The organism is Paenibacillus sp. J22R67 (assembly GCF_059692175.1).
In genome coordinates this window covers 334,689-359,672 of sequence record NZ_JCAUAX010000005.1, presented here as the reverse complement: position 1 = coordinate 359,672, position 24,984 = coordinate 334,689, and the positions used below count along the sequence as shown (strand labels likewise).

The window sequence follows — 24,984 nt, the reverse complement described above, 5'->3', positions numbered from 1 at the left end:
ACCTTTAAAGGGATTATCTTCCGAAGTGTATAGTTACAGCTTGAAGCTGGTTCTTATAAGTAGAGCGTGTATGGCGACATCTTGCGTCGGATCAACACCCCTAAATTTGTAATGCTGTCTGTTGTTGCCACATGCAGCGCGTAAAAGGAAGAGGAGGTTATCTTGAAACATGAAGAAAAAAGTACAGGCTCTAATCTGCGTATGTTCCCTTGGTATCATGGGGATGGCTGCTCCGGTCAGCGCGCAATCTTTATCCCAGGGCGCGCAAAGTGACCAAGTATTGGATTTGCAAGAAAGATTAAGCGCTCTCGGGTACTTTCATGCTGGCATTACTGGCTTTTACGGTAGCCAAACGAAAAGTGCGGTTAAGAAATTTCAAGCCAGCTACGGTTTGACAGCTGATGGTGAAGCCGATTCGCAGACCTTGTCGAAGCTGAAGAAAACCATTTCCCCCAAACAGTCGGTGCTGGACGAGCTGGCACGAATCATTCATTCCGAAGCTCGCGGGGAATCCTTTTTAGGACAAGTTGCTGTAGGAGCTGTCGTTCTGAATCGCGTTCAATCCGAACAATTTCCAGATTCCATCACAGAAGTTATTCATCAGCCTGGTCAATTCTCATCTGTTGATGATGGCCAGTTTACTCTCAAACCTAATGAAACAGCTTACCGCGCGGCTATAGCCGCTTTGAATGGTGTGGATCCAACAACTGGTGCTCTTTATTTTTACAATCCTGTTATTGCCAAGGCAGCTTGGAGTAAAAAAAGAATGACGAAGATTACGATAGGTAATCACGCATTTACCGTTTAGAGCTAGAGAGGCTGCCTTTTGCGGCCTTTTCTTGTTAAATAATAGTGCTTATTTAAACTGTGTTATACTCTGAAAGTAGATAAATAACATTTTGCTTGCAACTTATTAAAAATAAGTTATAATATAAATTGTAACAAATTAAATTACAGAATGAGAGAGTGAAACCATGGCAACTGTACTTTATATTACGGCAAACCCAAATGATCACCAAGCTTCCTATAGCATGGCGGTTGGTAAAGAATTTATCGAAACTTACCGTGAAACAAATCCTGGTGACGAAGTTATCCATTTAGATTTGTTCAAAACGAATGTTCCACAAATCGATGGTGACGTATTGAGCGGTTGGGGAAAACTTGGCGCAGGTACTGAATTCAGCGCACTAACGGCAGATGAGCAAGCCAAAATTGCACGTCTTGGTGAAATCGTGGATCAATACATATCCGCAGACAAATACGTGTATGTATCCCCAATGTGGAACTTCTCTTTCCCTCCAGTTATGAAAGCTTACATCGATGCGATCTGTGCAGCTGGAAAAACATTCAAATACACAGCTGAAGGTCCTGTTGGTTTGCTTAACAACAAGAAAGCCGTTCATATCCAAGCTTCTGGCGGTGTATACACAGAAGGTCCAGCAGTGAGCTTCGAGTCAGGACACAGCTACTTGAAAAAAATCATGATGTTCACTGGCGTACCTAGCTTCGAAGGCATCTTCGTTGAAGGAATGGCTGCTGCACCTGATAAAGCTGCAGAAATTAAAGCAAATGCAATTGTTAAAGCGAAAGAAGTTGCAAAGCAATTCTAAGAATCATACTTTATACACAAACAGCGCATCTTTTCAGATGCGCTGTTTTTTATTTTGGTGTTCTCATGCTCTTTCTAATGCTCTCATACCTTAAAGCTGCTGGAATTCATCGCGAAACTGTTGAAAGTCGGATACACGGCATTCCAGCTTAAGACGTGTGCCATCCGGCTCATAGATGGTTGACTGAATATGTGCATGTTCATTGAAATAAGCGACCAATCGACCTTGCTCATAGGGAATTAAAATTTCGCAGGCCATGTAATTCTGGAAAATGCGTTCGCGAATCAGCTTGGTTAGCTCTTCAATTCCGCTATTCTGCTTTGCAGAGAGGTAGACAAGATCATCTTCTAATCGAGGGTAGACTTGCTCGGTCAAATCAGATTTATTATAAGCAAAAATCATTGGAATATGATCTGCACCTAGCTCCTTCAACGTGTCATTGGTTACCTGAATGTGCTTCTCGTATTCTGGGTTAGAGGCGTCAACGACTTGGATCAACAGATCTGCCTCCGCGACTTCTTCCAAAGTAGAGCGGAATGCTTTTACTAAATGGTGGGGGAGCTGGCTTACGAACCCTACCGTGTCTGTTAACAGAAACGTTTTACGATCGGGCAAGGTGATGCTTCGAACAGAAGTCTCCAGTGTGGCGAACAACATGTCTTTGGTAAAGACTTGCTTAAGTGCTCGCGGGTTATACTGTTCAATTATGGCATTCATTAAACTTGATTTGCCAGCGTTCGTATAGCCAACGAGACAAATAACCGGGACCTCGTTTTTGCGCCGCTGCTTTCGCTGTGTTTGACGCCGGCCTACAAGCTTCTCTAACTCCAATTGTAAGGCTGCGATGCGATCTTCAATTTTACGGCGGTCGAGCTCGAGCTTCGTTTCACCTGAACCCCGATTTTTCAAGCCTGCTCCGCCTCCTTGACGTCCTAAGGACTCTCGCAGTCCGACGAGTCTTGGGAGCATGTAGTGGAGCTGTGCGACCTCGACTTGCAGCTGGGCTTCCCTTGTTTGAGCACGCTCCCCAAAAATGTCTAGAATCAAGATCGTCCTGTCAATGACCTTACAGGCAAGAGAAGATTCCAGGTTTCGAATCTGAGAGGGCGTTAACTCATCGTTACAAATAACGACTGAAGCATCCTTCTCTGAGATTAAGGCAGATAACTCTTGCATTTTTCCTGTTCCAATATAGTGGGAGGGATTCACACGAGTAACTTTCTGCGAAAGCTCGCCAACCACATCAATGTGACAAGCTTCAGCCAGGTTGCTCAATTCTTCCATCGAATAGGCAAAATCAATTCGGTTTGGTGGATTAACACCGATAATAATCGCTTTCTCTTTCTGTTGTTCCATAGGTCATCATCCTTTCAAAATTGGGAGTAAAAACAAACAACACAAGCAGGGGGCTTGTGTTGTCGGTGGTTGAGAGGACGTTGACTACCGTAGTGAACACAAGAACAAACAACAGTTGGCCGTGAAGATTAGGTCACCTTCCTACAACTGAGCTTCTTGATCACCGATAGGTGCAACAATTCAGGGTTATTAATGGACAAACTTATCCTGAGTCCTCTGTACACAGACAGAATCTTGAGCGCTATTCAATTAGCGGCGCAAAGATCTAACTCGGATAAAATCTATCACACGTAACCCCTCCGTTCGTATTAATTATTATTAGATTATCACATGGACAACCTTGTTGGCATCATGAAGAAATCATTATAATTATTTTTTATCAGTTGACGATATTAAGATGCTGTTTTGACAAGCTGTAGCGACTCATGATACGTTACTTTTCAAGTCGGTACATCTTATGGAAGCGAGTGATTGTATCCCATGTATGAACAAAAGACGAAGGAAAACGACACGAGTGTTATTGCGTTTATTGAGGATGTTGATAGTCCCAAGAAGCGTGAAGATGCCTATAAGCTTCTGGATATCTTTACGGAAACATCTGGATACCCCGCGAAGATGTGGGGACCTAGTATCATAGGATTTGGATCGTATCATTACAAATATGCCAGCGGACATGAAGGTGATGCGCCTCTTGTTGGATTTTCGCCAAGGAAAGGCAAGATTAGTTTATATTTCGTACTAGGCGACTCGCAGCGGGAGTCACTCTTGCGGGAGTTCGGAAAGCATACAACTGGGAAAGCTTGTGTCTACATTAATAAAGTAGATGATATCCATGTTGAGGTCTTAAGGGCGTTAATTAACCAGTCGATACAATTTCTAAAAGAGACCTTTCCAAGCTGAAATATAAGGGATGGAGCACGGTTTACCGCTGCTTTTGCTACATAAATATATGCAAAAAAGAGGCTGCCGCAGAATCGCTGGACAGCCTCTTTTTGCATGTTCCTTATTATTGAAACGATTATTACGAAATCTGTCTTCCTTTAATAAGGGACTTCATATCTGTGTTTGGATTGGTAAGGATTGGAAGCATTTTTACACTGCTAATCATGGGAGAGAGGCACTGGTGGCAAGTTGGGGCGTATTCAAAGGCAAAATTATCTCGAATCCAACCATTACAATCGTCCTTCTTGCAGGCCCAGATTTTGGTGATCTCCTGAGGGATCTCCTCGATTGATTTTCTTCGAAAATACATCGTGTACTCCTCCTTAGATAAAAAAACTGCCCTTAACACATGTTAAGGACAGTTTCCTGTGTATCTGTATTACAGTTTTACAACGTTCTCGGCTTGAGGACCGCGGTTGCCTTGAGCTACGTTAAATTGAACGCGTTGACCTTCGTCCAAAGATTTGAATCCGTCGCCTTGAATTGCGGAGAAATGTACGAATACGTCATTTCCGCCTTCCATTTCGATAAAGCCAAAGCCTTTCTCTGCGTTAAACCATTTCACTGTTCCTGTTTCCATAATATGTTACCTCCAAAAAGTTATTTAACATGTATTTTTCGACAAAAAAAATCACACATTGAAAAAGTTACCATTACACAAATGATCACCTTTTCAATATGTGAATTTATGCTGAAGTCGATTTATAATAGTATCTTAACACATGATCGTCAGCAAAGCAATTTTTTGTGTGAACAAGCTTTTTACCTTGCTAAAAAATCCTCAGAAAAAAGACTTTTACCCTGCATTTTTGTCCTTCGCTCGGGTTTTCCACCCCTTCGATTTCCTTTAAGCTTATTCATGTAAACACTTACTTGGTTGGAAGGTTAGAGATAGAGGTCGGACAGGAGGATATAGAAATGGAACTGGTGACCGCCAGCGTCACAGACACAAAAGAAAAGCCGTTACACAGGCAGATTAGGAGGATTTGGAAATATAAGCTGAGCGACAGGATTGGGTATACAGATCAGGATTATTTCAGAGAGAGTTTTAAGAAACAGTATGGGGCGACACCTTCTGAGTACCGCAGCAAGTTCTAAGCGGCAAGCCGTAGAAATGATAATGAAAGTGAAAGTGCCATGCGGCTCTTAGTTGTTCTCCCCACATTTCTAGCAGGCTATTCAAGGGAAAGTGGACTAGAAGAACTTATGAGAATGATCGTTACAAAATATTTCTTTACCGATCGTTCTCAATATGCTAAGATACTATCTGTAAGGAAGAGGTCATACCGGTTTTAAAAAAGAAACACGGATTGACACTTTTTTTAATATTTTGAGAATGTTCATTCTTTAATAAAATTTTTTGATTCATAAAGGAGAGATAAACGATGGGAAAATTAAATGGAAAAGTGGCTTTAATTACGGGAGGAAGCAGTGGTATTGGTTTTGAATCGGCTAAATTATTTATAGCAGAAGGTGCGAAGGTGGTAATCACGGGTCGTAACCAAGAAGCCTTGAACGCCGCGGTAGAAAAGCTGGGTGCTTCAAATGCACTAGCTGTTCAGGCTGATGCAACAGATCCAACAAGCGCGGAAAAAGCTGTATCTGAAGCGGTCCGTACATTCGGTCGTCTGGATGTTGTTTTCGCTAATGCCGGTATTTCTGGCAATACACCGGTTGGAGCAACTGAACTTTCTCTGTTTGAGCAAATTCTTCAAGTCAACGTTACTGGTGTATTTTTCACCGTTCAAGCTGCATTGCCTCATCTAAAGTCAGGTGCTTCAGTAATCTTAAACGGCTCTGTGCTTGCTAAAGCAGGAAGCCCGGGCTATGCTGCTTATGCTGCAAGCAAAGGCGCAGTGACTAGCATGGCAAGAGTACTTGTTTCCGAATTGTCACCACTCGGTATTCGAGTAAACACAGTCGTTCCTGGGGCTACACGTACACCAATTTGGGGCCAAGCGGAAGGATTAGCACAAGTTGAATCTGCAATTGCGCCTATGGTACCGCTAAACCGCTTTGGTGAACCAGTGGAAATCGCCAACGTTGCTTTGTTCCTGGCTTCAGATGATTCCTCATTTGTTCAGGGTGCTGAAATTAGCGTAGATGGTGGCGCGGGATCATCCCCGATGGGTGCTCCAGTTTATCGCCGGGCTTAATTTTATTGATTTATAAAAATCAGTCTGTTATAATTCAATTAAATTTGACGACTGGAGTTGAAAGAATAATGTAGGTTTTCTTGCTAACGATAAAACAATAAAGCGATTTTCGCATGTTTTATTTCGTATGCAAGAAAGTTACATTTTCTTTCACTCAAACGATATCCTTATTTAACTCCGTGTAGGGGTTAATTAACTGTATTTATTTGAGCTACAAGAATGTAACTTTCTTGTAGCTTTTATTTTTTTCATACAGGAGGATTATTTTCTATGTCATTAATAAATGTTACAAACTTGACGTTTGCCTATGAAGGAAGTTACGATAACATATTTGAAAACGTCAATTTCCAAATTGATACCGATTGGAAATTAGGCTTTACAGGAAGAAACGGCAGAGGGAAGACGACGTTTCTCAATCTATTGCTTGGTAAACTTGAATACAGTGGATATATTTCGGCTAATGTCAGCTTTGAATATTTTCCGTTTCCTGTCGAGAACAAAAGTAATAATACCATTGATGTCATTAGCGACATTTATCCAGACTATCTTCACTGGCAGCTGATGCGCGAGCTATCCCTTCTGAAGGTTTCGGAGGATGTTTTATACCGGCCATTTGACTCCTTGTCTAACGGAGAGCAAACAAAAGTGCTGCTGGCTACTTTGTTCATCAAAGAAAATAGTTTCCTGTTAATTGATGAACCGACCAACCATCTTGATATGAAAGCAAGAAAACTGGTCAGTGACTATCTCAAGTCGAAAAGTGGATTTATCTTGGTGTCCCATGACAGATCCTTTCTTGATAACTGTGTAGACCATATTCTTTCAATCAATAAGACCAACATAGAGATCCAAAAAGGCAATTTCTCAAGCTGGTGGGAAAATAAGTCGCGGCAAGATCACTTCGAGCTGGCTGAAAACGAAAAACTTAGAAAAGACATCAAACGGTTATCAGATTCCGCTAAACGAACGGGCAACTGGTCGCACGAAGTGGAAAAAACAAAAAATGGAACAAGGAATTCCGGTTCCAAGGTAGATAAAGGCTATATTGGCCACAAAGCCGCTAAAATGATGAAACGGTCTAAAGCTATTGAGCAAAGACAAAATACCGCTATAAATGAAAAGTCTAAACTTCTCAAAAATATCGAGAACTCAGAAAGTTTAGAGATATCACAGCTTGCTTTTCACAAAAACCAGCTAGTTGAACTTGATCATGTTTCCATCTATTACGGTGAGAAGACCGTATGCTCAGATATTAGTTTCGCAATTGAGCAAGGTGAGCGTATTGCGCTTTCGGGTCAAAATGGCTCGGGAAAATCAAGCATTATCAAGCTGATTTGCGGCGAAGATATGACGTATACAGGCAATATCCGGAAGGATAGCCAGTTGAAGATCTCCTACGTGTCCCAGGACACATCTCATCTTCATGGCAATTTATCTGACTATGCTGCCGACTGTGGGATCGATGAAAGTCTCTTTAAATCGATCCTAAGAAAACTGGATTTCTCCAGAATTCAATTTGAAAAGGATATTTCATCGTTCAGCGGCGGACAGAAGAAAAAAGTGTTAATTGCCAAAAGCCTCAGCGAGCAGGTACATTTGCATATTTGGGATGAACCACTTAATTTTATTGATGTGATTTCTCGCATGCAGATTGAGGAGTTACTGCTCGAATATTCACCGACAATTCTGTTTGTGGAGCATGACCGGGAATTTTGTCATAACGTTGCAACTAAAACCATTGAACTCTAATTCACCAACGAAGCTGCCGTGTATATAACGGCAGTTTTATTTTTGGAAGAAATTTGTGGCTCAACACCTCATTCTATGTTATATATGAAATGACTCAAATTTGATGAATGGAGTGATAGGAATGAGAATCGCCGCGCAACTGTATACGCTTCGCAACTTTCTGAAAACACCCGCTGATATTAGCGAAAGCTTGAAAAAAGTAAAGCAAATGGGGTATCAGGCCGTACAAGCTTCCGGTGTAGGACCCATCGACATTCAAGAATTTAAAGCGCTTGCAGAACAGGAAGGATTGACGATCTGTGCCACTCATATCGGATATAACGACTTGTTGAACGATATGGAGGGCGTCATTAAGAAGCATCAAGCTTGGGACTGCAAATATGTTGGTTTAGGCGGTCTTCCGCAGGAGTTTCGGGAAAACAGTCAAGGCTATGCAACATTTGCCAAACAAGCTTCTGAATTTGGAAAACAGCTGAAGGATGCCGGTTTACAGTTCATCTATCATAATCATGACTTTGAATTCGCCAAATATGATGGGAAGTCAGGCATGGACATTTTATTTGAAATGTCGGACCCTGATAGTGTGGATTTTGAGTTGGATGTTTACTGGGTACAAGCTGGCGGGGCAGATCCCGTGGAGTGGATACGTAAAATGGATGGACGCATGAAAGTTGTGCATTTCAAGGATATGATTGTGACTCCGGACCGGAAACAGCGTTTCGCTGAGGTCGGAGAAGGCAATATGAATTTCAAATCAATTATTCAAGCATGTGAAGAAATTGGCGTGGAGTGGGCAGCGGTTGAGCAAGACGATTGTTATGACCGTAATCCATTTGAAAGCTTGGAGATTAGTTTTGCCAATCTTGCCAAATTAGGGGCAAAAGCTTAAGACCTTAAAATGAAGTATAAGATAGGCTTCAATCACAAAAAGAACGGCTGCACTTCAGCCGCTCTTTTTTCATTTTTAAACCAAGCGAGATTTCTGTTTTTTATGATAGTAAAAATAAGAACCTGCAATAATAATATAACCTGGAAGAAAACCCAATCCGGCCAAAAAGCCATCCACAACGATGGTTGAGTATACAGCACCCGTTAAATCGAAGATCAAACCGGCATACGCCCATTCCTTGATTCGTGGAAAACCGGGGATAAGAATGGCTATGACTCCTATTATCTTGGCAATTCCGAGAAAGGGGAGAAGATACTCGGGATAACCCAAATGCTTGAAGAGGTCAACCGCGGCAGTCGCCTTGACAGCATCTGTAATCGCACCAACCCCCATAAATAACACCACTAAAACGGTAAAAATCCAGTAAGGAATCGTAATTTTTTTCATTGCATTTCAGCCTCCTAGTTTATCAAGAATTCCTGTTTTTAATATACTCTACGAGGAATATTCCTGTCAAGGAATATTTAGTGCTCTGAAAGCAGTCCCAAAAAGTTGAAAGGAGGAGCTGTAATGGTGCGCTCCCAAAAGTTCAAAAAAAAGGCTCTCCCTCGGTCATTGGATGACTTTGGGATAGCCTCTTTTTTCCAAAACTCGGCGGTTGGGATCACTTCACATTCTTTTCTCCACCGGTTGCTAGCGGCTCAAACGAATGGAGGACTGAAGCTTCCTCAATGTCATTAACAGCCCAATGATTGTCTGGGACATCACGCCATGGCGAATGCATGATACCGTGAAGGGGTCCTCGACCGAGCACACGATTGATCACGGTAACGGCTTCTGCGCGAGTAAGTGGATTGGCTGGGCCGAAGGTGCCATCTTCATAACCGTTCAAGTAGCCCGCACCTTGGGCAGCCTTGATCGCATCTTCGGCCCAAAGGCCGGACGTATCGGTAAAGCCAGCGCCAGTTCCAGTAGCACTCACCGCGAACCGGGAAGCAAGTGCTGCCATTTCAGCCCTAGAGATCGGTTGATCAGGTCTGAAGGTGCCATCTGCGTAACCCTGCATCAGACCCATCTGTGACACCTGGGTAATGGCATGATATGACCAATGATCTTGCTTTACGTCAGCGTATTCGCTGCTGCTGCCTGATACCGGTTTAGCCGCAATGCGCGAGAGAATCATAGCCATTTCTGCGCGGGTAATGTGGTTGTCCGGATGGAACAAGTTGTTGTCATAACCTTGGATGTAAGGTTCGTGCGAGAAGGACAATGTTCGGCCATCGACTTTCATAAGCGCATAGGTACTGAATTTGCTAGTCGTAAATTGGATGCCGTGGGTGCCAACGATCGTTGTGACAGTACCTTTTTTAAACTCCTTAGTCCCATCACTGTGTTCAACGTATACACCGATTTGCTGAATTCCAGCATCGCTCAAACCTTCAGGCAGCGGGAGGAAGAGGGTGACTTCTTGATTTTGCAGATTAGTCACGATGTCTACCGGACGGCCAACCAGAGAGGCTTTCCCGCCAACGGCAACGCTCAGTACAACTGTCGCCGCGTTAGCGCGCCGTTCCAAATCTTGACCGGCACCTGAAGCTTTGACAGGAACTAGGTTGAAGTAAGTATCGTCTTTCAAACTTTTCAGCGAGTCGTTCGAAATCTGGACTTTAACATTCGCCGTATCGAGGACTAGGTCCAATCCGCTGTCACCGAGCAAGCTCAGCGATTCTTTGCTCATCTGAACATGGGTCATGGATACCTCATCTTTGGCATCGGGTAGTGTAATAACAGCCGATTTGGAGCCAGAAGTCTGAGACTTCTGAATTAACATTCTCGCATGATCAGCGGAAATCTTGATTTCTTCTTTGCTCGTTCCATCAGCTTGTGGCGTACGGACGACGTTAAATGCGCTGGTGTTAGCAATTACACCTCCATATCCACCTCCATATCCGCCGCCAGATTGAGGGACGGAAGGTGTGCCGCTATTCGCGGTAATTTCAAATTTGAAGGTATCTGCAAGCATGTAGCTGCCTGATTTTTTGACCGCTTTCAGAGTATGAGCGCCCTTCGTAAGTGAAGAGATCCGATATAGACTTTGTCCAGCGCTCCGAATGGCTGAATGGGCATTGATTGTTTCCTTCAACTCGCCATCGATATAGATAGCGATGTCACCGAGCTCCGGCCCAGTTGGTGCGAGGAGTTCGATACCGGTTCCAGTGAAGGTATAGATGTAGGAGTCTCCGTTCACGGAAGTTGCATGGACATCGTCCGCATAATCGCCTGTGAAAGAGAAAGTAAGCTTCAAGTTGCCAACAGGTTGAGCAGCGAGATATTCTTTTTTAATCGTCACTTGCTTGCCGCTAATTTCATAATCGGTCGGACTGACGAGTGTTTTGGCGCCGTTTGAAATGCTGCGCAAACTATCAGGATTGCCAAGGATGTTGACATTCACGTCTGCAGCAGCCGTTTTGTTGAAGTCAGCGGCTGAGATGTCAATCAGTTCGGGTTGCTGCACTTTAAGCGCATCGAGCAGCATGAACTGGCCTGACTTTTTGACCCCTTTCAGTGTATGAATGCCAGGTGTCAGGTTCGTAACGGTATAGACTTCCTGTTGGGCTACATTGTGCGAATTCGCTCCGAAAGTATGAGCAGTTCCATGTAGCTGACCGTCTATGTAGATGTCTACGTCACCTTGGCCTTGATCGACTTCTGTTAGATAAGTAATGCCTGTGCCATTAAAGGTATAAGTGAAGAAATCGTTATTTGGCTCGACATAATGAACGTCTTTGCCGTAATCGTTAAAAGGGCGGTTTGTACTGCGGTTCCAAGCCCCGGTATAGTGGATTTCCGCGTTGTCATCGTTGATGTAAGTGAACCTTCCGGGGGAAGAAGAGTTGCTGATCGTTATGGCTAAGGTACGCGGGCTGCCCGAATTGAATGTAAAGATCAGATTCGTTAGTCCTACAGGCTGTTGGTTCAAATAAGATTTAAAAATTTTCACGATGCCGTTCGTAACTGTGTAGTCCTGATCAGGTGTTAAGCTTTGTGTTCCGTTCATAATGCTTGTCAGATTGTTGCTGCTTCCAAGAGTAAGCGCCGTAGAGACGTCCGCTTGTGCAGATGTTTTCTTGTCAAAGGCGGCAGTTGAAGGATTGAGCGACGTCCCAGTGATGGCGATGGATAAAGATTGTGATTCTCCACCGGCAAAAGTGAATGTCAGTTGGACAGGTTGCCCAGAAAGCTGCTGGAGCAGGTATTCTTTTCTAATCGTTACAAGATTGCCGCCGCTTATCCTGTAGTCGGTATTTGGCTGCAGCAATGCGGAACCGTTATTAATGCCTGTCAGCGAGCTTTCGCCAAGGATTAAACTCGTCGTAATGTCCGTAGGCTGATCTTTGTCAAAACTGGTCGCAGAAGGTTGGCCTAGCAGTGTTTCAGTTGTCACCTTTAAAGCGTCCAAGATGAAATAGTATTGGCCACTGCCGTTTCTTACCACTCTAAGCGTGTGAGGACCTTGCGGAAGATCGGCGATGCGGTAGACCGAATATAAGCCCGATGACTGCGGACCTTCAGCATCGACTGTGCTTTTCAGCTGTCCATCGATGTAAACGTCCATTCGTCCATTGGATGTGCCTTGCTCAGAGAATAGTTCAATGCCAGTTCCTGTGAAGGAGTAGCTGAACTCCGGTTGTGTGCCGTTGTCAGGCTCACCGTAATGAACGTCATCCAGGTAGTCCCCGTAAGGCCTACCGCCGTTATGTCCCCACTTGTTCAAATACTGGATCGTTGGATCCGTATCATTAATATAGACAGAGTGCGAGACCGTAGCTTCAAATGAATTCGTTTGTGGAGACGTATTATTTCCAGGCTTATTAGCAAGAGCGGGAGAGGAGTCTGTAATGGCAATGGACAAATCCTGAGCATCACGAGCTAGTTCTTTGCCGCCGTTTCTTGTCCAATCGCCTGTGTATCTTACGCCGGTGTCGTCGTCATTGACGAAAGAAGTGCCACTTTGTGCCGTTACTTTAAACAAGCGAGAAGCGTGAGGCTCCAAGGAAACGGGTCCATAGCTTGAAGTGTAAGTGCCAAGCTCGGTATGACTCCATAGGTCGCGAACGGAAGCAGGGCCATTCAGACCGATGTCGCCCCAGTTTAATGTGACAGGAGCTGCTTTGTTGCCCAGATTGAAAAGGGCAACTGTGTATGTACCGTCACCATTATTCGCGTACCATACTTGCTGGTTGGTCGATGTGGATACCGGATGCACGGGGCGTCCAGCCTGATTCACGGCGATGACTTCATCATTCGTCAGCAAGTCAAGACCATAGGCATCGAGGTTCGAGAGGTCATCACCTGTATAGAACTGCGCGGCTGAGGCTGCCCAGAGTGTAGCCGCTGTTTGCCTTTCGTCTTTCGTCAAACCGGAGGTAGCGCCGTTGCCGACATTCAAGGAGTCGAAATCATTCCAGCCGCCGGGTCCGGCATCGCGCCACCATAGTGCTGCGTCAGGGAACAAACGCGCAATATTGGCCCACTGCGTCATCCCGACCTCGCGGTCATAGGATTCCACATCCCAATCGACACGCCAGCCGTTCGCGTATTTTTTCCAATAATCCACGTAGTTGTGGTCGAGTGCCCAGGAGAGCTCAAACCAAATATGATGTCTACTAAGCGCTGTTGACCAGGCTTTGACATCGTCACGAGCATCAATGGTGACATCGTTATGCCCAGAACCCGGCGTGACGCTATCGAATTTGACGAAATCTACGCCCCAGGAAGCGATCTGATCTGCGACGGAATCAATATATTTTTGGGCGCACGGATTGCTGAAATCAATTTTGTAGCCGATGTTCCAGTAATCTGCGAATTTGTAGGGCTTTACAACGATATCACCAATGTTACAGCCAGGTGCATCATAAATAGGCAAGTTCTGCGTTACCGCTTCAGGCGAAACCCCGGGGATCAGATACAAGCCGATCTTTTGCCCATTTCCGTGGACGTAATCGACGAGATTCTGGAATCCCCCTGGATATAGGGTCGTACTTGGCACGGGTCTGCCAAACTCGTCCATGCTGCCGTTCCAGCCTGCATCAATATTGATATATTTGTATCCGTGAGCCTGCAATTTCTCATGCATGGCGTCAGACATCTTCTTGATCTTTGCTTCAGAAATCCAGTTGCCGGATGGACCATCGTAGACCTGCATACTGTAGCTGCTCCAGCCCATATAAGGCTTCTGAGCCAAACCGTTGTCGGCTGCTTTGACTTTGCCCTCGCCGGGAGGGACGTAGCCGATCTGCGCAATGACTACAATAGCGAGCAGCAATCCCAGCCTTAGCATCCTTCGGCGTTGCAATCTGCTTTTCATCTTCACTTGTCTCCTTTGTTGTTGAAATGAGTTCATTTATGTAAGCGCTACCGCACTTGCACATGTCCGATTATATAAGATCATTTCTGAAGGTGGATAGGTACATTTCTGCCTTAGACCGTACCAATTGCCTGTTTTAAAAAGAAACACACCATCCTTTTTTGCCATTTACGGACCGTTGGGCAGGTTCTAACACGGAGACTCACGTGGAAATTAAAAAGAAGCTGACCCTGATAGTAGTGTTAACTACAAGGGCAGCTTCTTGGATGTATTTCGTTGAAGTTTTCGTTCTTGGTCTGGTTGCTCTATCGGAAATCCCTATCTGATTACACGTCGAGCTGTCATGTAATGAGAATTCCAATAGGAGTTAATCGTCGTGATTTTCACACCGCCTGCACCGTAAGTGTTCAGCATTTTGTTATTTCCAACGTAAACGCCTACATGACCGACTCCTGATCTACCAGGAACGGAGAAGAACAGCAGATCGCCTTTCTTCCAATTGCTTTTTGAAACAAAACTACCCATTTTTGATTGCTGTGCAGCTGTCCGCGGCAGGGTGATGCCGTATTTACCGAAAATATATTTCGTTAATGTTGAGCAGTCAAAGTTTCGCGTTTGTCCAACTTTAGCACCGAATTTATACGGCGTGCCCAGATATCTTTTGCCTAAAGAGATAATGCTATCTGCCTTCGATGTTGAAGTTATTGTAGCATCAATAGTAGCAATATCAGTATCAGTAGCAGCTTGAGTAGGCTGTGGACTACTAATTACCCCTCCTGAGATAGCAACGGTTGCTCCAATTGTCATAATAGCCAATCGCTTGCTCCATTTATGATGTAATTTCATAGTTATTGTCCTCCTCCTTGTTATGAGCGCTAATTTCTTAGCTGAGCTTAGTATAGCAGACTGGGAGTCTCCTATAATTTGCTAGAGGAAGAGAAAACCTTGATCTGGTAAGGGTCAAGCCCACTTTATTAGAAAACCATGAGAATCTTCTAAAAAAATTATTCTTGACGAGCTTGAACGTACCAAAAAAGCTGATAAACCAAGGGTTTGAGCTATGTGAGATTAGCGAATTTCGTTATAAGGAGCCCATCCAATGGCAGGAGTTGTTTCCTTCATTTTTTTGAAAATAATTACGTCCGTGCTGGTTAATAATAGGTAGTGATGTATACAAAAGGGGGTGATAACGGCATGAAAGAGACGCCTGCAGTTGCGTTGAAATCCGGTGATATCGATCTGACATTTGCTCAAATTCACGCATTCTTATCCCATACAGAGGACTTAAAGATTCAAAAAATCATGTTTAATAGTCAATCATGTGCTTTCATCTATGTCGAACCTCTCGTGAAAATTGAACTCATTCAATTGAACATAATTAAGCCATTATTGGAATCAAAATCAGGGGGTTTCGAACAGATCGTAACAGCATTCGAAGTGATAAGTTCAAACGATGCTCACGAGATCGTGCAGTCTCTGCTGCTTGGTTTCTGCGTGATTCTCCAAGAGAATGAATCAGCCGCGTACATGCTTTCAGCCGCGCAAACTCAAGGTCGAACGATTGAAGAACCCAAAGATGAGCAGATCATTAAGGGGTCACATGAAGGTTTTATTGAAAGCTTAAACACCAATATCTATTTACTGCGCAATCGAATCAAAAGTCCAAAGCTGAAGGTAAAATACTTAACATTAGGCCAAATTTCGCATACAAAAGTTGCGCTGGTCTATATGGAAGACCTGGCTGATCCCAAAGTTGTTGACGAATGCGAGAAGAGGGTAGCGGCGATTGAGCTTGATTATATCTATTCCGTAAGCAACATTGATGAAATGATTGAGGAGCATCCGTTATCGCCTTTTCCACAAACCATGCAGACCGAAAGGCCCGATCGGGCAGCTTCTTACTTAATGGAAGGGAAAATCAATATCATTGTTGACGGTACGCCCAGTGTATTAGTGCTCCCAATTACCTTTTTCTCTTTTTTTCAAACGCCGGATGATTACAACGGCAGATGGATTATGGGCTCATTTTTCCGGGTCATTCGATTCCTTAGCTTTCTACTCGCAATTAGTTTGCCAGCCATCTATATTGCAATCGTATCTTATCATTCTGAAGTGCTTCCAATGGGAATTCTGTACTCTGTTCAGGTTTCTTTAACCTATGTGCCATTACCCCCAATCCTAGAGGCAATCGTCATGCAGATCATTCTTGAATTGCTGAAAGAGGCTTCAATCCGTCTGCCTTCTCCCATTGCTCAAACGATTGGGATTGTTGGCGGGCTTGTCATTGGGACAGCCGTGGTGGAGGCCCAGCTTGTGTCTCATACAATGATTGTAGTTATTGGCTTGACAGCGATTGCATCCTTTACAACCCCTTTAAGCGAGTTTGGAACAAGCTTAAGAATATTAGGTTTTCCCACGATGCTTGCTGCTGCCTTATTTGGCTTATTCGGGATCTCCATCATGATGATGGTCATCTTCGTTCACCTTTGCAAGATTGAGACGTTGGGAGTACCTTATTTCGCCCCATTTGGTCCTAACCGTGGGAAAGATGGGTTTAAAGATATGTATGTAAGACTGCCAATATGGAAAATCAGTAAGAATTCACAAACCTCCCAAACAGGCTCCATGAAACCATCCTTTCTCAGGAGGTGGAAACGCACTTGACTATAACAATAAACAGATCCCAATTGTTTTTTTTAATGATTAAAACACAAATTGGCATTGGGCTTCTTTCATTACCTTCACAAATTCAGAGCACATCCAAAGGGGATGCATGGATTTCAGTTCTGATTGCAGGGTTCGCCATACAACTTTTGTTATTCATTTACTGGAATTTGCTGAAAAAATTTCCTCAACTCACCTTAAGTGACATCACGATCCGATTGTTTGGGGCATTTGTAGGCAAAGCAATTAACCTTATCTATTATGCTTTTTTTATTCTCATAGCTTGCTACGCGGCAACACTTTATGTCGAATTGGTACATACCTGGATGCTCACATTTACACCTAGTTGGGTTTTACTCCTACTCATCATTGGCACAAGCTTGTATTTAGCTCTTGAAAATTTGCACGTTATTGGAAGATTTTTTGTGCTAACTTCCGTATTGTTTGGGGTGTTACTGTTGCTCAGTATTTTTAATTTTTCAAATGACTTGCATCCTAGTAACCTTCTGCCGGTAGGGCAATCGGGTGTTACGCAAATTTTCAAAGGGAGCGAGAAAACTTTTTTTTCCATGCTTGGTTTTGAAGTGCTCCTCTACTTTTTCTCACAAGTACAACCAAATTCAAAGAGGTTGTTTGGTGTTATTTCATTTGCTAACGGTTTTGTAACCCTATTTTATGCCTATTTCGTATTGATTTGTTTGATCGGGTTCAGTCCAAAAGTGTTAGCAAAGATAAACGAACCTGTTTTGTACATATTTAAAGGGCTAACGTATCAGGTATTTGACCGATTGGATCTCATCTTTTTAACAATATGGATTATTCCGATGACTGCTACAATCGTCTCTTATCTCGTATTAGCCGGAAAAAGTTTGACTGCCAATCGAAATTCCTATCGAAAGTTAGTCTGGTTGAATGGATTGCTTGTTTTACTAATAAGTTGGTATTTAACCAATTTAGAAAATCTGGATGCGTTTAGTAAATGGTTGGAGTATGGGTATCTGATCATGATTACTGTTGTTCCACTTTTGTTATGGTTGGTGTCTACATGGCCTACAAAGAGCAAAAAGGCAGGCACCTTATGAAGAAAAAGCTAAGTATTGCGATTTGCACAGTAGTACTTTCAATGGTTTTATCGGGGTGTTGGGATATTCATTACCTAACGAATAAGAAGATCGTAAACGGGATCAGCATGGATGTCGCGAGTGATAATCAAATGAAGGGGACCGTTCGAGCGATTATTTTGAAGAGCAAGGGCGCTGGACAATTTGATGTAAAAGATGATTTTGTTCAAGCTACAGGGGAATCCATTACTTCTATTGGTTCAAAAATCGATAGTATGCTGCCAGGTACGGTTGAAGCAAGCAAGACGCATGTCGTTATTATAGGGGAGGAGCTCGCAAAGCAAGGCATTCTGTCTCCTTTAGAGGGTTTTTACCGGAATCCGAAGGGTTTCTTAGCATCGAATGTATTAATAAGTGAGGGATTAGCTTCTGATGTATTGGCGTTTGAAAATATGGAAAATAGCCCGATTGCTTTCGGGATTATGCAGATGATTCGTGGATCCGTGCGTAATTCAACGGTTCCGAAAATGACTTTGTTTTCCTTATGGAGTCAAATCACAGAACCTGGTGAAGATGCAGTACTTCCAATGATTCGTAAAGTAAAGGATACAGTTTTAGTCATTGACAGTATTAGTTTATTCCATGGTGATAAATATACGGGAACGATGCTGCCTCACGAAGAGAGCACCATGTTATTGCTGTTAAAGGACAAGTTAAGCAAGCTTGCCATATTGGAGACTCCATATCAGATTAGCTCAGGATCGGGAGCTGCTAGTGAAGAGAAATCCAGTGTTATCACCTTTCAAGCGCAGAAATTAAAACGAGAATTTGAGCTTTCTGTCGATGAAGAAACGCAAGAAATTAACTGTTTAATTAAGCTTGACATTTATGGTGCTATTATGAGTTATCCAAGTCAAATAAATCGAAAAATCGATCGTGAGCAATTAAATCAACATATAGGCGAATCACTTAACAAACAAGCAGTAGAAGTTGTACATAAATTGCAGAAATCCAATTGCGATGCTCTTGGAATAGGTAGAAGGCTGAAGGTAAACCATTTTGACCTATGGAAAAATATGAACTGGGAGAAGGAGTATAAAAAAGTTGAAATAAATACAGAAATACATGTCCATATTAAAAACACAGGCGTTATTAGCTGAGTTTTTTATACGTAAAGAAAGAGCAGCTTAAACTAGATTTCTAGTTTCAACTGCTCTTTTGCTACTTCTTTGAAAGTTATTGTGTAGGCAGGCCATTTGGAACATAATACGGAGGGATTTTCTTTGCCATATAACTCGTGCCTATGCCCCGCGTGAGACATTCCCCATCATTCTATGCCTAGAGTTGTGAGTTGCCATAAGAATGAGAACGTGATACAATCGTCCTGACGAACGTTCGGAAGGTGATGAAATATGACTGCTACAAGGATTAAAGAGGTTGCACTCAAGCATTTTGCCAGTAATGGATATGAAGGCGCGTCACTAGCGGATATTGCAACGGAAGTAGGCATCAAAAAACAATCGATCTATACGCATTTCAAAGGGAAGGATGAACTTTTCCTTGCGCTGCTTGACGATGTGCTGGCACGGGAATTGACATTTGTTCTTGATTATCTTGAAAGTCATAAAGATCTTGCCGTTGACCACCAGCTATATGGCTTCTTGCTTCAATATCAAGACTGTTATGAAAAGGATGATAATACGAAATTTTTCTTGCGTGTAGCCTTTTTCCCGCCATCTCATCTTTATGATGTCATTGTCAAAAAGGGTTATCACTATTTAGATACAGTGGAATCGATGTTAATTCCGTTATTCCAGCAAGCAATTGCAGAAGGGAACATTAGTCAAGATGTCAGCAGTGAAACGGCCACAGTTGCTTTTCTAGCTGTGCTCGATGGTATGTTCGTAGAATTGCTATTCGGTGGAATCGAAAGATCGATGAAAAGAATCGAGGCTTCTTGGTTCGTCTACTGGCGCGGCATCAAAAAGTAAATCAACAGGAGGATCACACAGCATGAATCGGAATTGGATTTATATTTTTATAGGGGCTTTCTTTGAAGTTTTATGGGTCACAGGGTTAAAACATGCGGATACCACACTGATGTGGATAGGCACAGTCATTGCGATGTATATCTCTTTTCATCTAGTCATTAGCGCGTCTACGAAACTACCAGTGGGTACCGTCTATGCCGTCTTTACGGGGATGGGGACAGCAGGCACAGTATTGGTAGAAATGCTGTTGTTTGGAGAACCGTTCAGGTTTCTGAAAGTATTCCTGATTATTCTGCTGTTATCCGGTGTTTTCGGACTGAAATTTGTTACGAAAGAGAATAATACGAAAGGAGCTGTCATCTAATGGGTTGGATTTTCCTGATGTTTGCTGGTATGTTCGAAGTCGTAGGCGTCGTGGGGATGAACCAAATAAATAAGACGAAAAATATTCGCTCGTTTAGCCTATTCATCGTTGGTATTGTTATGAGTTTCACACTTCTGAGCCTGGCTATGAAAACCTTGCCGATGGGCACTTCTTACGCTGTTTGGACAGGGATTGGCACGGTCGGCGGAGCCATCGTCGGAATGCTTTTTTATGGCGAATCCAAGGATTGGAAACGAATTATGTTCATTGCGATGGTATTGAGCGCGGCCGTTGGTTTGAAATTAATTGCATGACCACATAGATGAATTGGTGAAGAGGCTGTCTCTCGGTCATTACTGACTTATGAGATAGCCCCTTTTGTTTTCTATGAAGAGGTACAATTACCATGTCTAAGAGGAACTGCGCTCTGTTATTTAGCAAATTCCATCTGAAAAACGTGCCACGGAGGACAAATAAGTTCCTATCCAATCAGGGATACAAAATGACTTCTAACGAATACTACTTACTAATTGAGTCTAATAACGAATTGTGTGTTTACAAAAAAAATGCATCCAAAAGCGTGCACTATTCGCGATGAAAAGTTTCCTAATAAGTGATCTTATGTAATAATAGACATAAATACTGTAGAAATAAAGGAGTACGATTCTATGAAAATTAATTATCATGGTCATGCTTGTATTCAAATTCATACTGGGGAGAAGTCTCTTGTTATCGATCCTTTTTTAAGCGGTAATCCTACAGCCAAGATTAAGCCTGAGGACATCAAAGTTGATGCCGTGCTGCTGACGCATGCTCATATGGATCATATTCTCGATGCTGCACCTATTGCTAGTGCTAATAATGACGCACCTGTCGTGTCCATTGTCGAGCTTGCGACTTATATGTCTTGGCAAGGTGTAAAGAATAGTGTCGGTATGAACATGGGAGGCACGTTCGATATGGGCTTCGCTAAGGCGAAAATGGTTCAAGCCTTCCACAGTTCAGGCATTGTTGTCGAGGAAACGAAACAAATTCTGTACGCGGGCATGCCTGCCGGGTTTCTCGTGTTCGCTGAAGGGTTGACGATCCTGCACGCTGGGGACACCTCTTTGTTCAGCGATATGAAAATGATTGGCGATCGCCATCCGATCGACGTCGTCTTCTTGCCAATTGGTGACTTCTACACAATGGGACCAGAAGATGCACTGCAAGCTGCGGAATGGTACAACGCGAAACTGACAGTGCCGATACACCACAGCACGTTCCCAGGTATCAAGCAGGACGCGGAACTTTTCGTGCAGCAGCTTGAAGCACGAGGGCTGAAAGGTAAAGTAATGGCACCTGGCGATGAGATTGAGATAGCTGGTCGCTAAGATGGGTCTAAGGTAGGATATCAATTTAAGGCAACGATCATTCGAAAAAACCGCGAGGGCATGGTGCTCCGCGGTTTTTTGTTTTTTTATCGATAAAATATTTCACTATTCTTGGTGGTGGTCATGGTATAATTGAACTATTATTCGACAACATGAGCGTTTTTTCGCGGTGACGTGGATTTATTGTAGCTAAAGGGGGGCTTAGTTGTGAGTGAACATACATCCGCAAATCGGACAACTAGCAGCCAAACAACGGTTCAAGCTCAACCGGGTAGGTCAGAGACCGAGGTTCCAAGCACTTTGGATGCTCGTCAAATGACACCTGCAAGCATTATGCAAATGCAGAGAACCCTTGGCAACAGGGCGGTTCAGGGTATGGTTCAGAGGATGGGAAATACGCATCCGGTTATACAAAGAGCGGGAGGAGCTAGTGCACCGCCAGTTCCTGTCGTATCGCAGCAGCAGCAACAGCGAAATGCTGATCTTGTAACTGCGCGCGACGCGAAAGTGACGTCACTAGTTGATAGTTCTTATACCGACATAAGTGAGAAATTGAAGAAATATATTGATACTTATTTGACTTCGGATTCGCAAGCAGATCCTATTCGAAAAAGTGTCGTAAAAAAAGCAAAGGAAGAAATTAAAACGAGCATGGGGGCAACAGGTACAGCAGAACAAAGAGAAGATGCTTACAAGTTTGCACAAGAAAAAGCTGATGGCATCATGATCACCAAGTTAAAAGCATATGCCATTGAAGTAGCTGCAAGCGAGTTTGCTGACACTAAAAAAACCGCTATGAAGGAAGAGGCGAATAAAGCCTATCCGGTTACTGCAAGTTTAAACAATGACACTTTCGAAAAGCAGAAAACAAAAGCGGCTGCTGATGCAAAGAAAAAGCTAGATACATACGCTAAAACATTATTTACAACTGCCGTTACGGCTTCCAAAGCGGCTATTGCCGTGAAGTTCGCTCCCCCAACTGCCGCTGGAGGTGTTTCAGGATTTGACTCCGTTGGTGTAGGAACGGCAGGAACGGATGAGTTAACGAAACGGATTGGCCTTGAAAACAATCTGGTCGACTTAAACGTGGTAAAGAAAGAAACCGTTGATGGGACGACTAGAGACATCAAAGATATGGAACACGTTTATCAATCTGTGTTGTTCGATCCTATGAATTCGGCGGTATTGTCGAAATTAGGCGTGGGACGAAGAGCTTTCAGAAGATCAGCAGAGTTGAATGCGTATCGTGAGGATCTTAAAAAGGCAGCGCGGACTAAAGTTAATGATCAGATTAATAATGCGATTGACAATCCATCAAGTACTTCAGCGCCAACAAACGCGGCACCTACAGGAAGTGCGCCGACAAGTGCATCACCAATTAGTGCAACACCAACTAGTGCAACACCGGCATCGACAAGTACTGTTGGCCCTATGCAAAAGGAATATCTGAAAACGGCTACGAAGGCTATAGCCCATAAGGAGTCCAAAGTCCTTGTAGACGATGTAATGAGGGATGAGGCTAAGCTCATTTTGGAAAGAATTATTCCTAAAGGCCTTACCATCGATGATATGAGTAAAGCAGCCAAATCATCTGCTTACGAAGTAGCGAGAAACGCTTCTGCAACGCCGGAAAAAATTCGAGCTGCAAGCATCAAATCTGCAGAAGAAAGCGCAGCAAAATTACTGAAATTGAACAAAGATAAAGCTGTACTTGAAGCTAGAAAGCTCACGAAGGGAACAAAAGCTGAAGGGACTGCTGCTGCGACATTACCAGATGCGGCCAAAACCACACATATTAAAGAAGCGATCCAAAATGATGAAAAAACGAAGAAACTTGCTCAAAAACTAGTCAAATCCGTGGAAGCAAGCGACTTATCTTCTGGCTTAACCATATTCGGTCATTTAATCGACATTTCAACACCTAATCCTGGGGACTCAAGTGCAATAGAACTTGAGTTGAAAATTCCAGTTGCCTCCGCAGCGGGTGGTGGTAATGCCTACTTCCTGTTCGGTTTCGCAGGTGAGGCAGAGCGGGAAGCCGATGAATTGAGCGTAAATACGCAATTAACTTTCGGTGCCGGATTTACGACTTTTGGTTTTGATGCAAATGCACGGTTTGGGTTATTCCTTGAAGGAAAAGCTAAGGATACAGCTACTGTCATGAATTTACTTTCTTATGGCTTATACAGACAGATGCCGGAAAGCGCGCAGGCATACTTCTGGGGCAAAGGCGGTAAATCCGGCGAGTCAAGCTTGATTGAAGCTGAGAAATGGGCCATGATGATTGAAGAAATGAATATGGGTGATGAAAAGTCTGAGGTAAATGTTGGCTTACTTATAAAGTTGGCGATGGAAGCTAACGTAGGAGTAGCTTCATTTTCTGCTGAGCTTGCCTTCAAGCGCCTTAGTAAATATAACAAGGAGATTATTGAGACGAAGGGCAAGGATGCAGCAGGTCATGTGATGTCTGCGGCAGAGCGGTTAGCAGCTGAGAAGAGCGGTACAGGCATTGGCAAAGGCGAAGTCAATACAACCGTGGAAGCGGGAACCGAAATAGAAATCGAATTTGGTAAAGACAAAGTTGCTTTTGGTCTTGAAGGATCTGCAACCTTCTTGAATGGCGACGAAACCAAACTCAAGGAATTGAATCTGCAGCTATCGGCAAGCATCCCTTCCCAATTCGGAGAAGAGGGTGGAGATTTCACCAAGTATGCATCCAAAATTGTCACTGCTGCGATCGGCGGAGGCAAGAATCTAACCGCTCTATTCAAGAAGGGAATCGCTTCTAAGGCAGAAAAAGGGAAACAAGTGACTGGTAGTCTAGTAGATGCTGGAACTGATGCGTTATACACGGGGAATTATTTCGATGATATCGGGGCAAGTTTCGCCTCTCGGATTAAAGGCGATGAAACCATTAACGATACGATGCGATCCTGGTTGCCCGGCCAAGATTCAGAGGCATCAGATATTGAATCTGTTGATAAAATTGGATTATCCAATTCCCTTAAGCTGGAAATAGGTTTCCATAGAGAATATGATGGTAGCAGCGTAGCAACAAGCCCTTGGGTAACAACGATATCAGCTAGTCAAGTAAAATCGCTAGAAGTTGATGCAGAGATTGTAAAAGTTGCTGTAGAGAAGTCCAAACGACTTGGACAATTAGAATTCCGGAAAGATAAGGACATGAAATATGAGTTTATCGGTTTTGAGGGTGGTGGCCAAGACCGTCCGGCGCCAACGCCTGTTGCAAGTACCCCAACGGCAAGCACTCCTACTGCAAGTACTGCATCGCCAGGAGCGACAGGAGCCACGGGTACTACTAGTTCAGCAAGTACGGCAAGTAATCAAACAACACCGGTCTCAACTCCTACAACGAGTACAGCGTCTACCCCTAGTCCGATACCCGTTGTCACGCCATAATAGAATGTCTGTAGAGATATCATTTCGTAGAGGAGGTTAGT

21 protein-coding genes are annotated in these 24,984 nt (G+C 43.5%); 15 read left to right on the top strand and 6 right to left on the bottom strand.

Features of this window, described 5'->3' with window-relative positions; translation table 11 throughout:
• Nucleotides 1–169 precede the first annotated feature (169 nt).
• Entirely contained in the window at nucleotides 170–808 is a 639-nt protein-coding gene (locus AC58VC_RS21560) for a cell wall hydrolase (protein ID WP_497371148.1), read from the top strand.
• Nucleotides 809–974: 166 nt separating this feature from the next.
• Entirely contained in the window at nucleotides 975–1,610 is a 636-nt protein-coding gene (locus AC58VC_RS21555) for an FMN-dependent NADH-azoreductase (RefSeq protein ID WP_497371146.1), read from the top strand.
• 90 nt (nucleotides 1,611–1,700) lie between these two features.
• Here the strand turns inward: AC58VC_RS21555 and hflX are convergent, their stop codons facing one another.
• Nucleotides 1,701–2,966: a GTPase HflX gene (gene hflX / locus AC58VC_RS21550; protein ID WP_497371144.1), complete on the bottom strand. Its 1,266-nt coding sequence runs from the start codon at nucleotides 2,964–2,966 to the stop codon at nucleotides 1,701–1,703.
• Nucleotides 2,967–3,446: 480 nt separating this feature from the next.
• Between hflX and AC58VC_RS21545 the strand changes: the two genes are divergently transcribed.
• Nucleotides 3,447–3,866: a DUF1801 domain-containing protein gene (locus AC58VC_RS21545; RefSeq protein ID WP_497371142.1), complete on the top strand. Its 420-nt coding sequence runs from the start codon at nucleotides 3,447–3,449 to the stop codon at nucleotides 3,864–3,866.
• 121 nt (nucleotides 3,867–3,987) lie between these two features.
• Here the strand turns inward: AC58VC_RS21545 and AC58VC_RS21540 are convergent, their stop codons facing one another.
• Both AC58VC_RS21540 and AC58VC_RS21535 read right to left on the bottom strand, forming a co-directional pair.
• Nucleotides 3,988–4,218, bottom strand: coding sequence for a cold-shock protein (locus AC58VC_RS21540; RefSeq protein ID WP_497371140.1), 231 nt, complete (start codon nucleotides 4,216–4,218; stop codon nucleotides 3,988–3,990).
• Nucleotides 4,219–4,287: 69 nt separating this feature from the next.
• On the bottom strand, nucleotides 4,288–4,488 hold the full coding sequence (locus tag AC58VC_RS21535; protein ID WP_029194307.1) for a cold-shock protein: 201 nt from the start codon (nucleotides 4,486–4,488) through the stop codon (nucleotides 4,288–4,290).
• A 338-nt stretch (nucleotides 4,489–4,826) separates the two neighbouring features.
• Between AC58VC_RS21535 and AC58VC_RS21530 the strand changes: the two genes are divergently transcribed.
• The 4 genes from AC58VC_RS21530 to AC58VC_RS21515 all read left to right on the top strand — a co-directional run bounded on the left by AC58VC_RS21530 (nucleotide 4,827) and on the right by AC58VC_RS21515 (nucleotide 8,702).
• A complete protein-coding gene (locus tag AC58VC_RS21530) occupies nucleotides 4,827–5,006 on the top strand; it encodes an AraC family transcriptional regulator (RefSeq protein WP_497371138.1) in 180 nt (59 codons plus the stop codon).
• Between the two features lie 287 nt (nucleotides 5,007–5,293).
• Nucleotides 5,294–6,064 (top strand): SDR family NAD(P)-dependent oxidoreductase, encoded by a 771-nt coding sequence (locus tag AC58VC_RS21525; RefSeq protein WP_497371136.1) that lies wholly within the window; start codon nucleotides 5,294–5,296, stop codon nucleotides 6,062–6,064.
• Between the two features lie 270 nt (nucleotides 6,065–6,334).
• Nucleotides 6,335–7,813, top strand: coding sequence for an Lsa family ABC-F type ribosomal protection protein (locus AC58VC_RS21520; protein ID WP_497371134.1), 1,479 nt, complete (start codon nucleotides 6,335–6,337; stop codon nucleotides 7,811–7,813).
• Nucleotides 7,814–7,934: 121 nt separating this feature from the next.
• Nucleotides 7,935–8,702, top strand: a complete 768-nt coding sequence (locus AC58VC_RS21515) for a sugar phosphate isomerase/epimerase family protein (protein WP_497371132.1) — start codon at nucleotides 7,935–7,937, stop codon at nucleotides 8,700–8,702.
• A 75-nt stretch (nucleotides 8,703–8,777) separates the two neighbouring features.
• Here AC58VC_RS21515 and AC58VC_RS21510 read toward each other — a convergent pair whose 3' ends face one another.
• The 3 genes from AC58VC_RS21510 to AC58VC_RS21500 form a co-directional block, all read right to left on the bottom strand.
• Nucleotides 8,778–9,149, bottom strand: a complete 372-nt coding sequence (locus tag AC58VC_RS21510; protein ID WP_497371130.1) for a DoxX family protein — start codon at nucleotides 9,147–9,149, stop codon at nucleotides 8,778–8,780.
• Between the two features lie 217 nt (nucleotides 9,150–9,366).
• A complete protein-coding gene (locus AC58VC_RS21505; protein ID WP_497371128.1) occupies nucleotides 9,367–14,070 on the bottom strand; it encodes a X2-like carbohydrate binding domain-containing protein in 4,704 nt (1,567 codons plus the stop codon).
• Between the two features lie 318 nt (nucleotides 14,071–14,388).
• Complete coding sequence (locus AC58VC_RS21500; RefSeq protein ID WP_497371126.1) at nucleotides 14,389–14,916, bottom strand: C40 family peptidase; 528 nt, start codon at nucleotides 14,914–14,916, stop codon at nucleotides 14,389–14,391.
• Nucleotides 14,917–15,264: 348 nt separating this feature from the next.
• Here AC58VC_RS21500 and AC58VC_RS21495 point away from each other — a divergent pair, with 348 nt between their 5' ends.
• The 8 genes from AC58VC_RS21495 (at nucleotide 15,265) to AC58VC_RS21460 (ending at nucleotide 24,943) form a co-directional block, all read left to right on the top strand.
• Nucleotides 15,265–16,734: a spore germination protein gene (locus tag AC58VC_RS21495; protein ID WP_497371124.1), complete on the top strand. Its 1,470-nt coding sequence runs from the start codon at nucleotides 15,265–15,267 to the stop codon at nucleotides 16,732–16,734.
• Complete coding sequence (locus AC58VC_RS21490) at nucleotides 16,719–17,816, top strand: GerAB/ArcD/ProY family transporter (RefSeq protein WP_497371122.1); 1,098 nt, start codon at nucleotides 16,719–16,721, stop codon at nucleotides 17,814–17,816. Before AC58VC_RS21495 ends, AC58VC_RS21490 begins: the two co-directional genes overlap by 16 nt.
• Nucleotides 17,813–18,955, top strand: a complete 1,143-nt coding sequence (locus AC58VC_RS21485) for a Ger(x)C family spore germination protein (RefSeq protein WP_497371120.1) — start codon at nucleotides 17,813–17,815, stop codon at nucleotides 18,953–18,955. Before AC58VC_RS21490 ends, AC58VC_RS21485 begins: the two co-directional genes overlap by 4 nt.
• A 252-nt stretch (nucleotides 18,956–19,207) precedes the next feature.
• Entirely contained in the window at nucleotides 19,208–19,786 is a 579-nt protein-coding gene (locus tag AC58VC_RS21480) for a TetR/AcrR family transcriptional regulator (RefSeq protein ID WP_497371118.1), read from the top strand.
• 22 nt (nucleotides 19,787–19,808) lie between these two features.
• A complete protein-coding gene (locus tag AC58VC_RS21475) occupies nucleotides 19,809–20,150 on the top strand; it encodes a DMT family transporter (RefSeq protein ID WP_497371116.1) in 342 nt (113 codons plus the stop codon).
• Nucleotides 20,150–20,464, top strand: a complete 315-nt coding sequence (locus AC58VC_RS21470) for a DMT family transporter (protein WP_497371114.1) — start codon at nucleotides 20,150–20,152, stop codon at nucleotides 20,462–20,464. The genes AC58VC_RS21475 and AC58VC_RS21470 overlap by 1 nt, the downstream gene beginning before the upstream one ends.
• A gap of 354 nt (nucleotides 20,465–20,818) precedes the next feature.
• Entirely contained in the window at nucleotides 20,819–21,523 is a 705-nt protein-coding gene (locus AC58VC_RS21465) for a metal-dependent hydrolase (protein ID WP_497371112.1), read from the top strand.
• A 207-nt stretch (nucleotides 21,524–21,730) separates the two neighbouring features.
• A complete protein-coding gene (locus AC58VC_RS21460) occupies nucleotides 21,731–24,943 on the top strand; it encodes a hypothetical protein (RefSeq protein ID WP_497371110.1) in 3,213 nt (1,070 codons plus the stop codon).
• The last annotated feature ends 41 nt before the right edge of the window (nucleotides 24,944–24,984 follow it).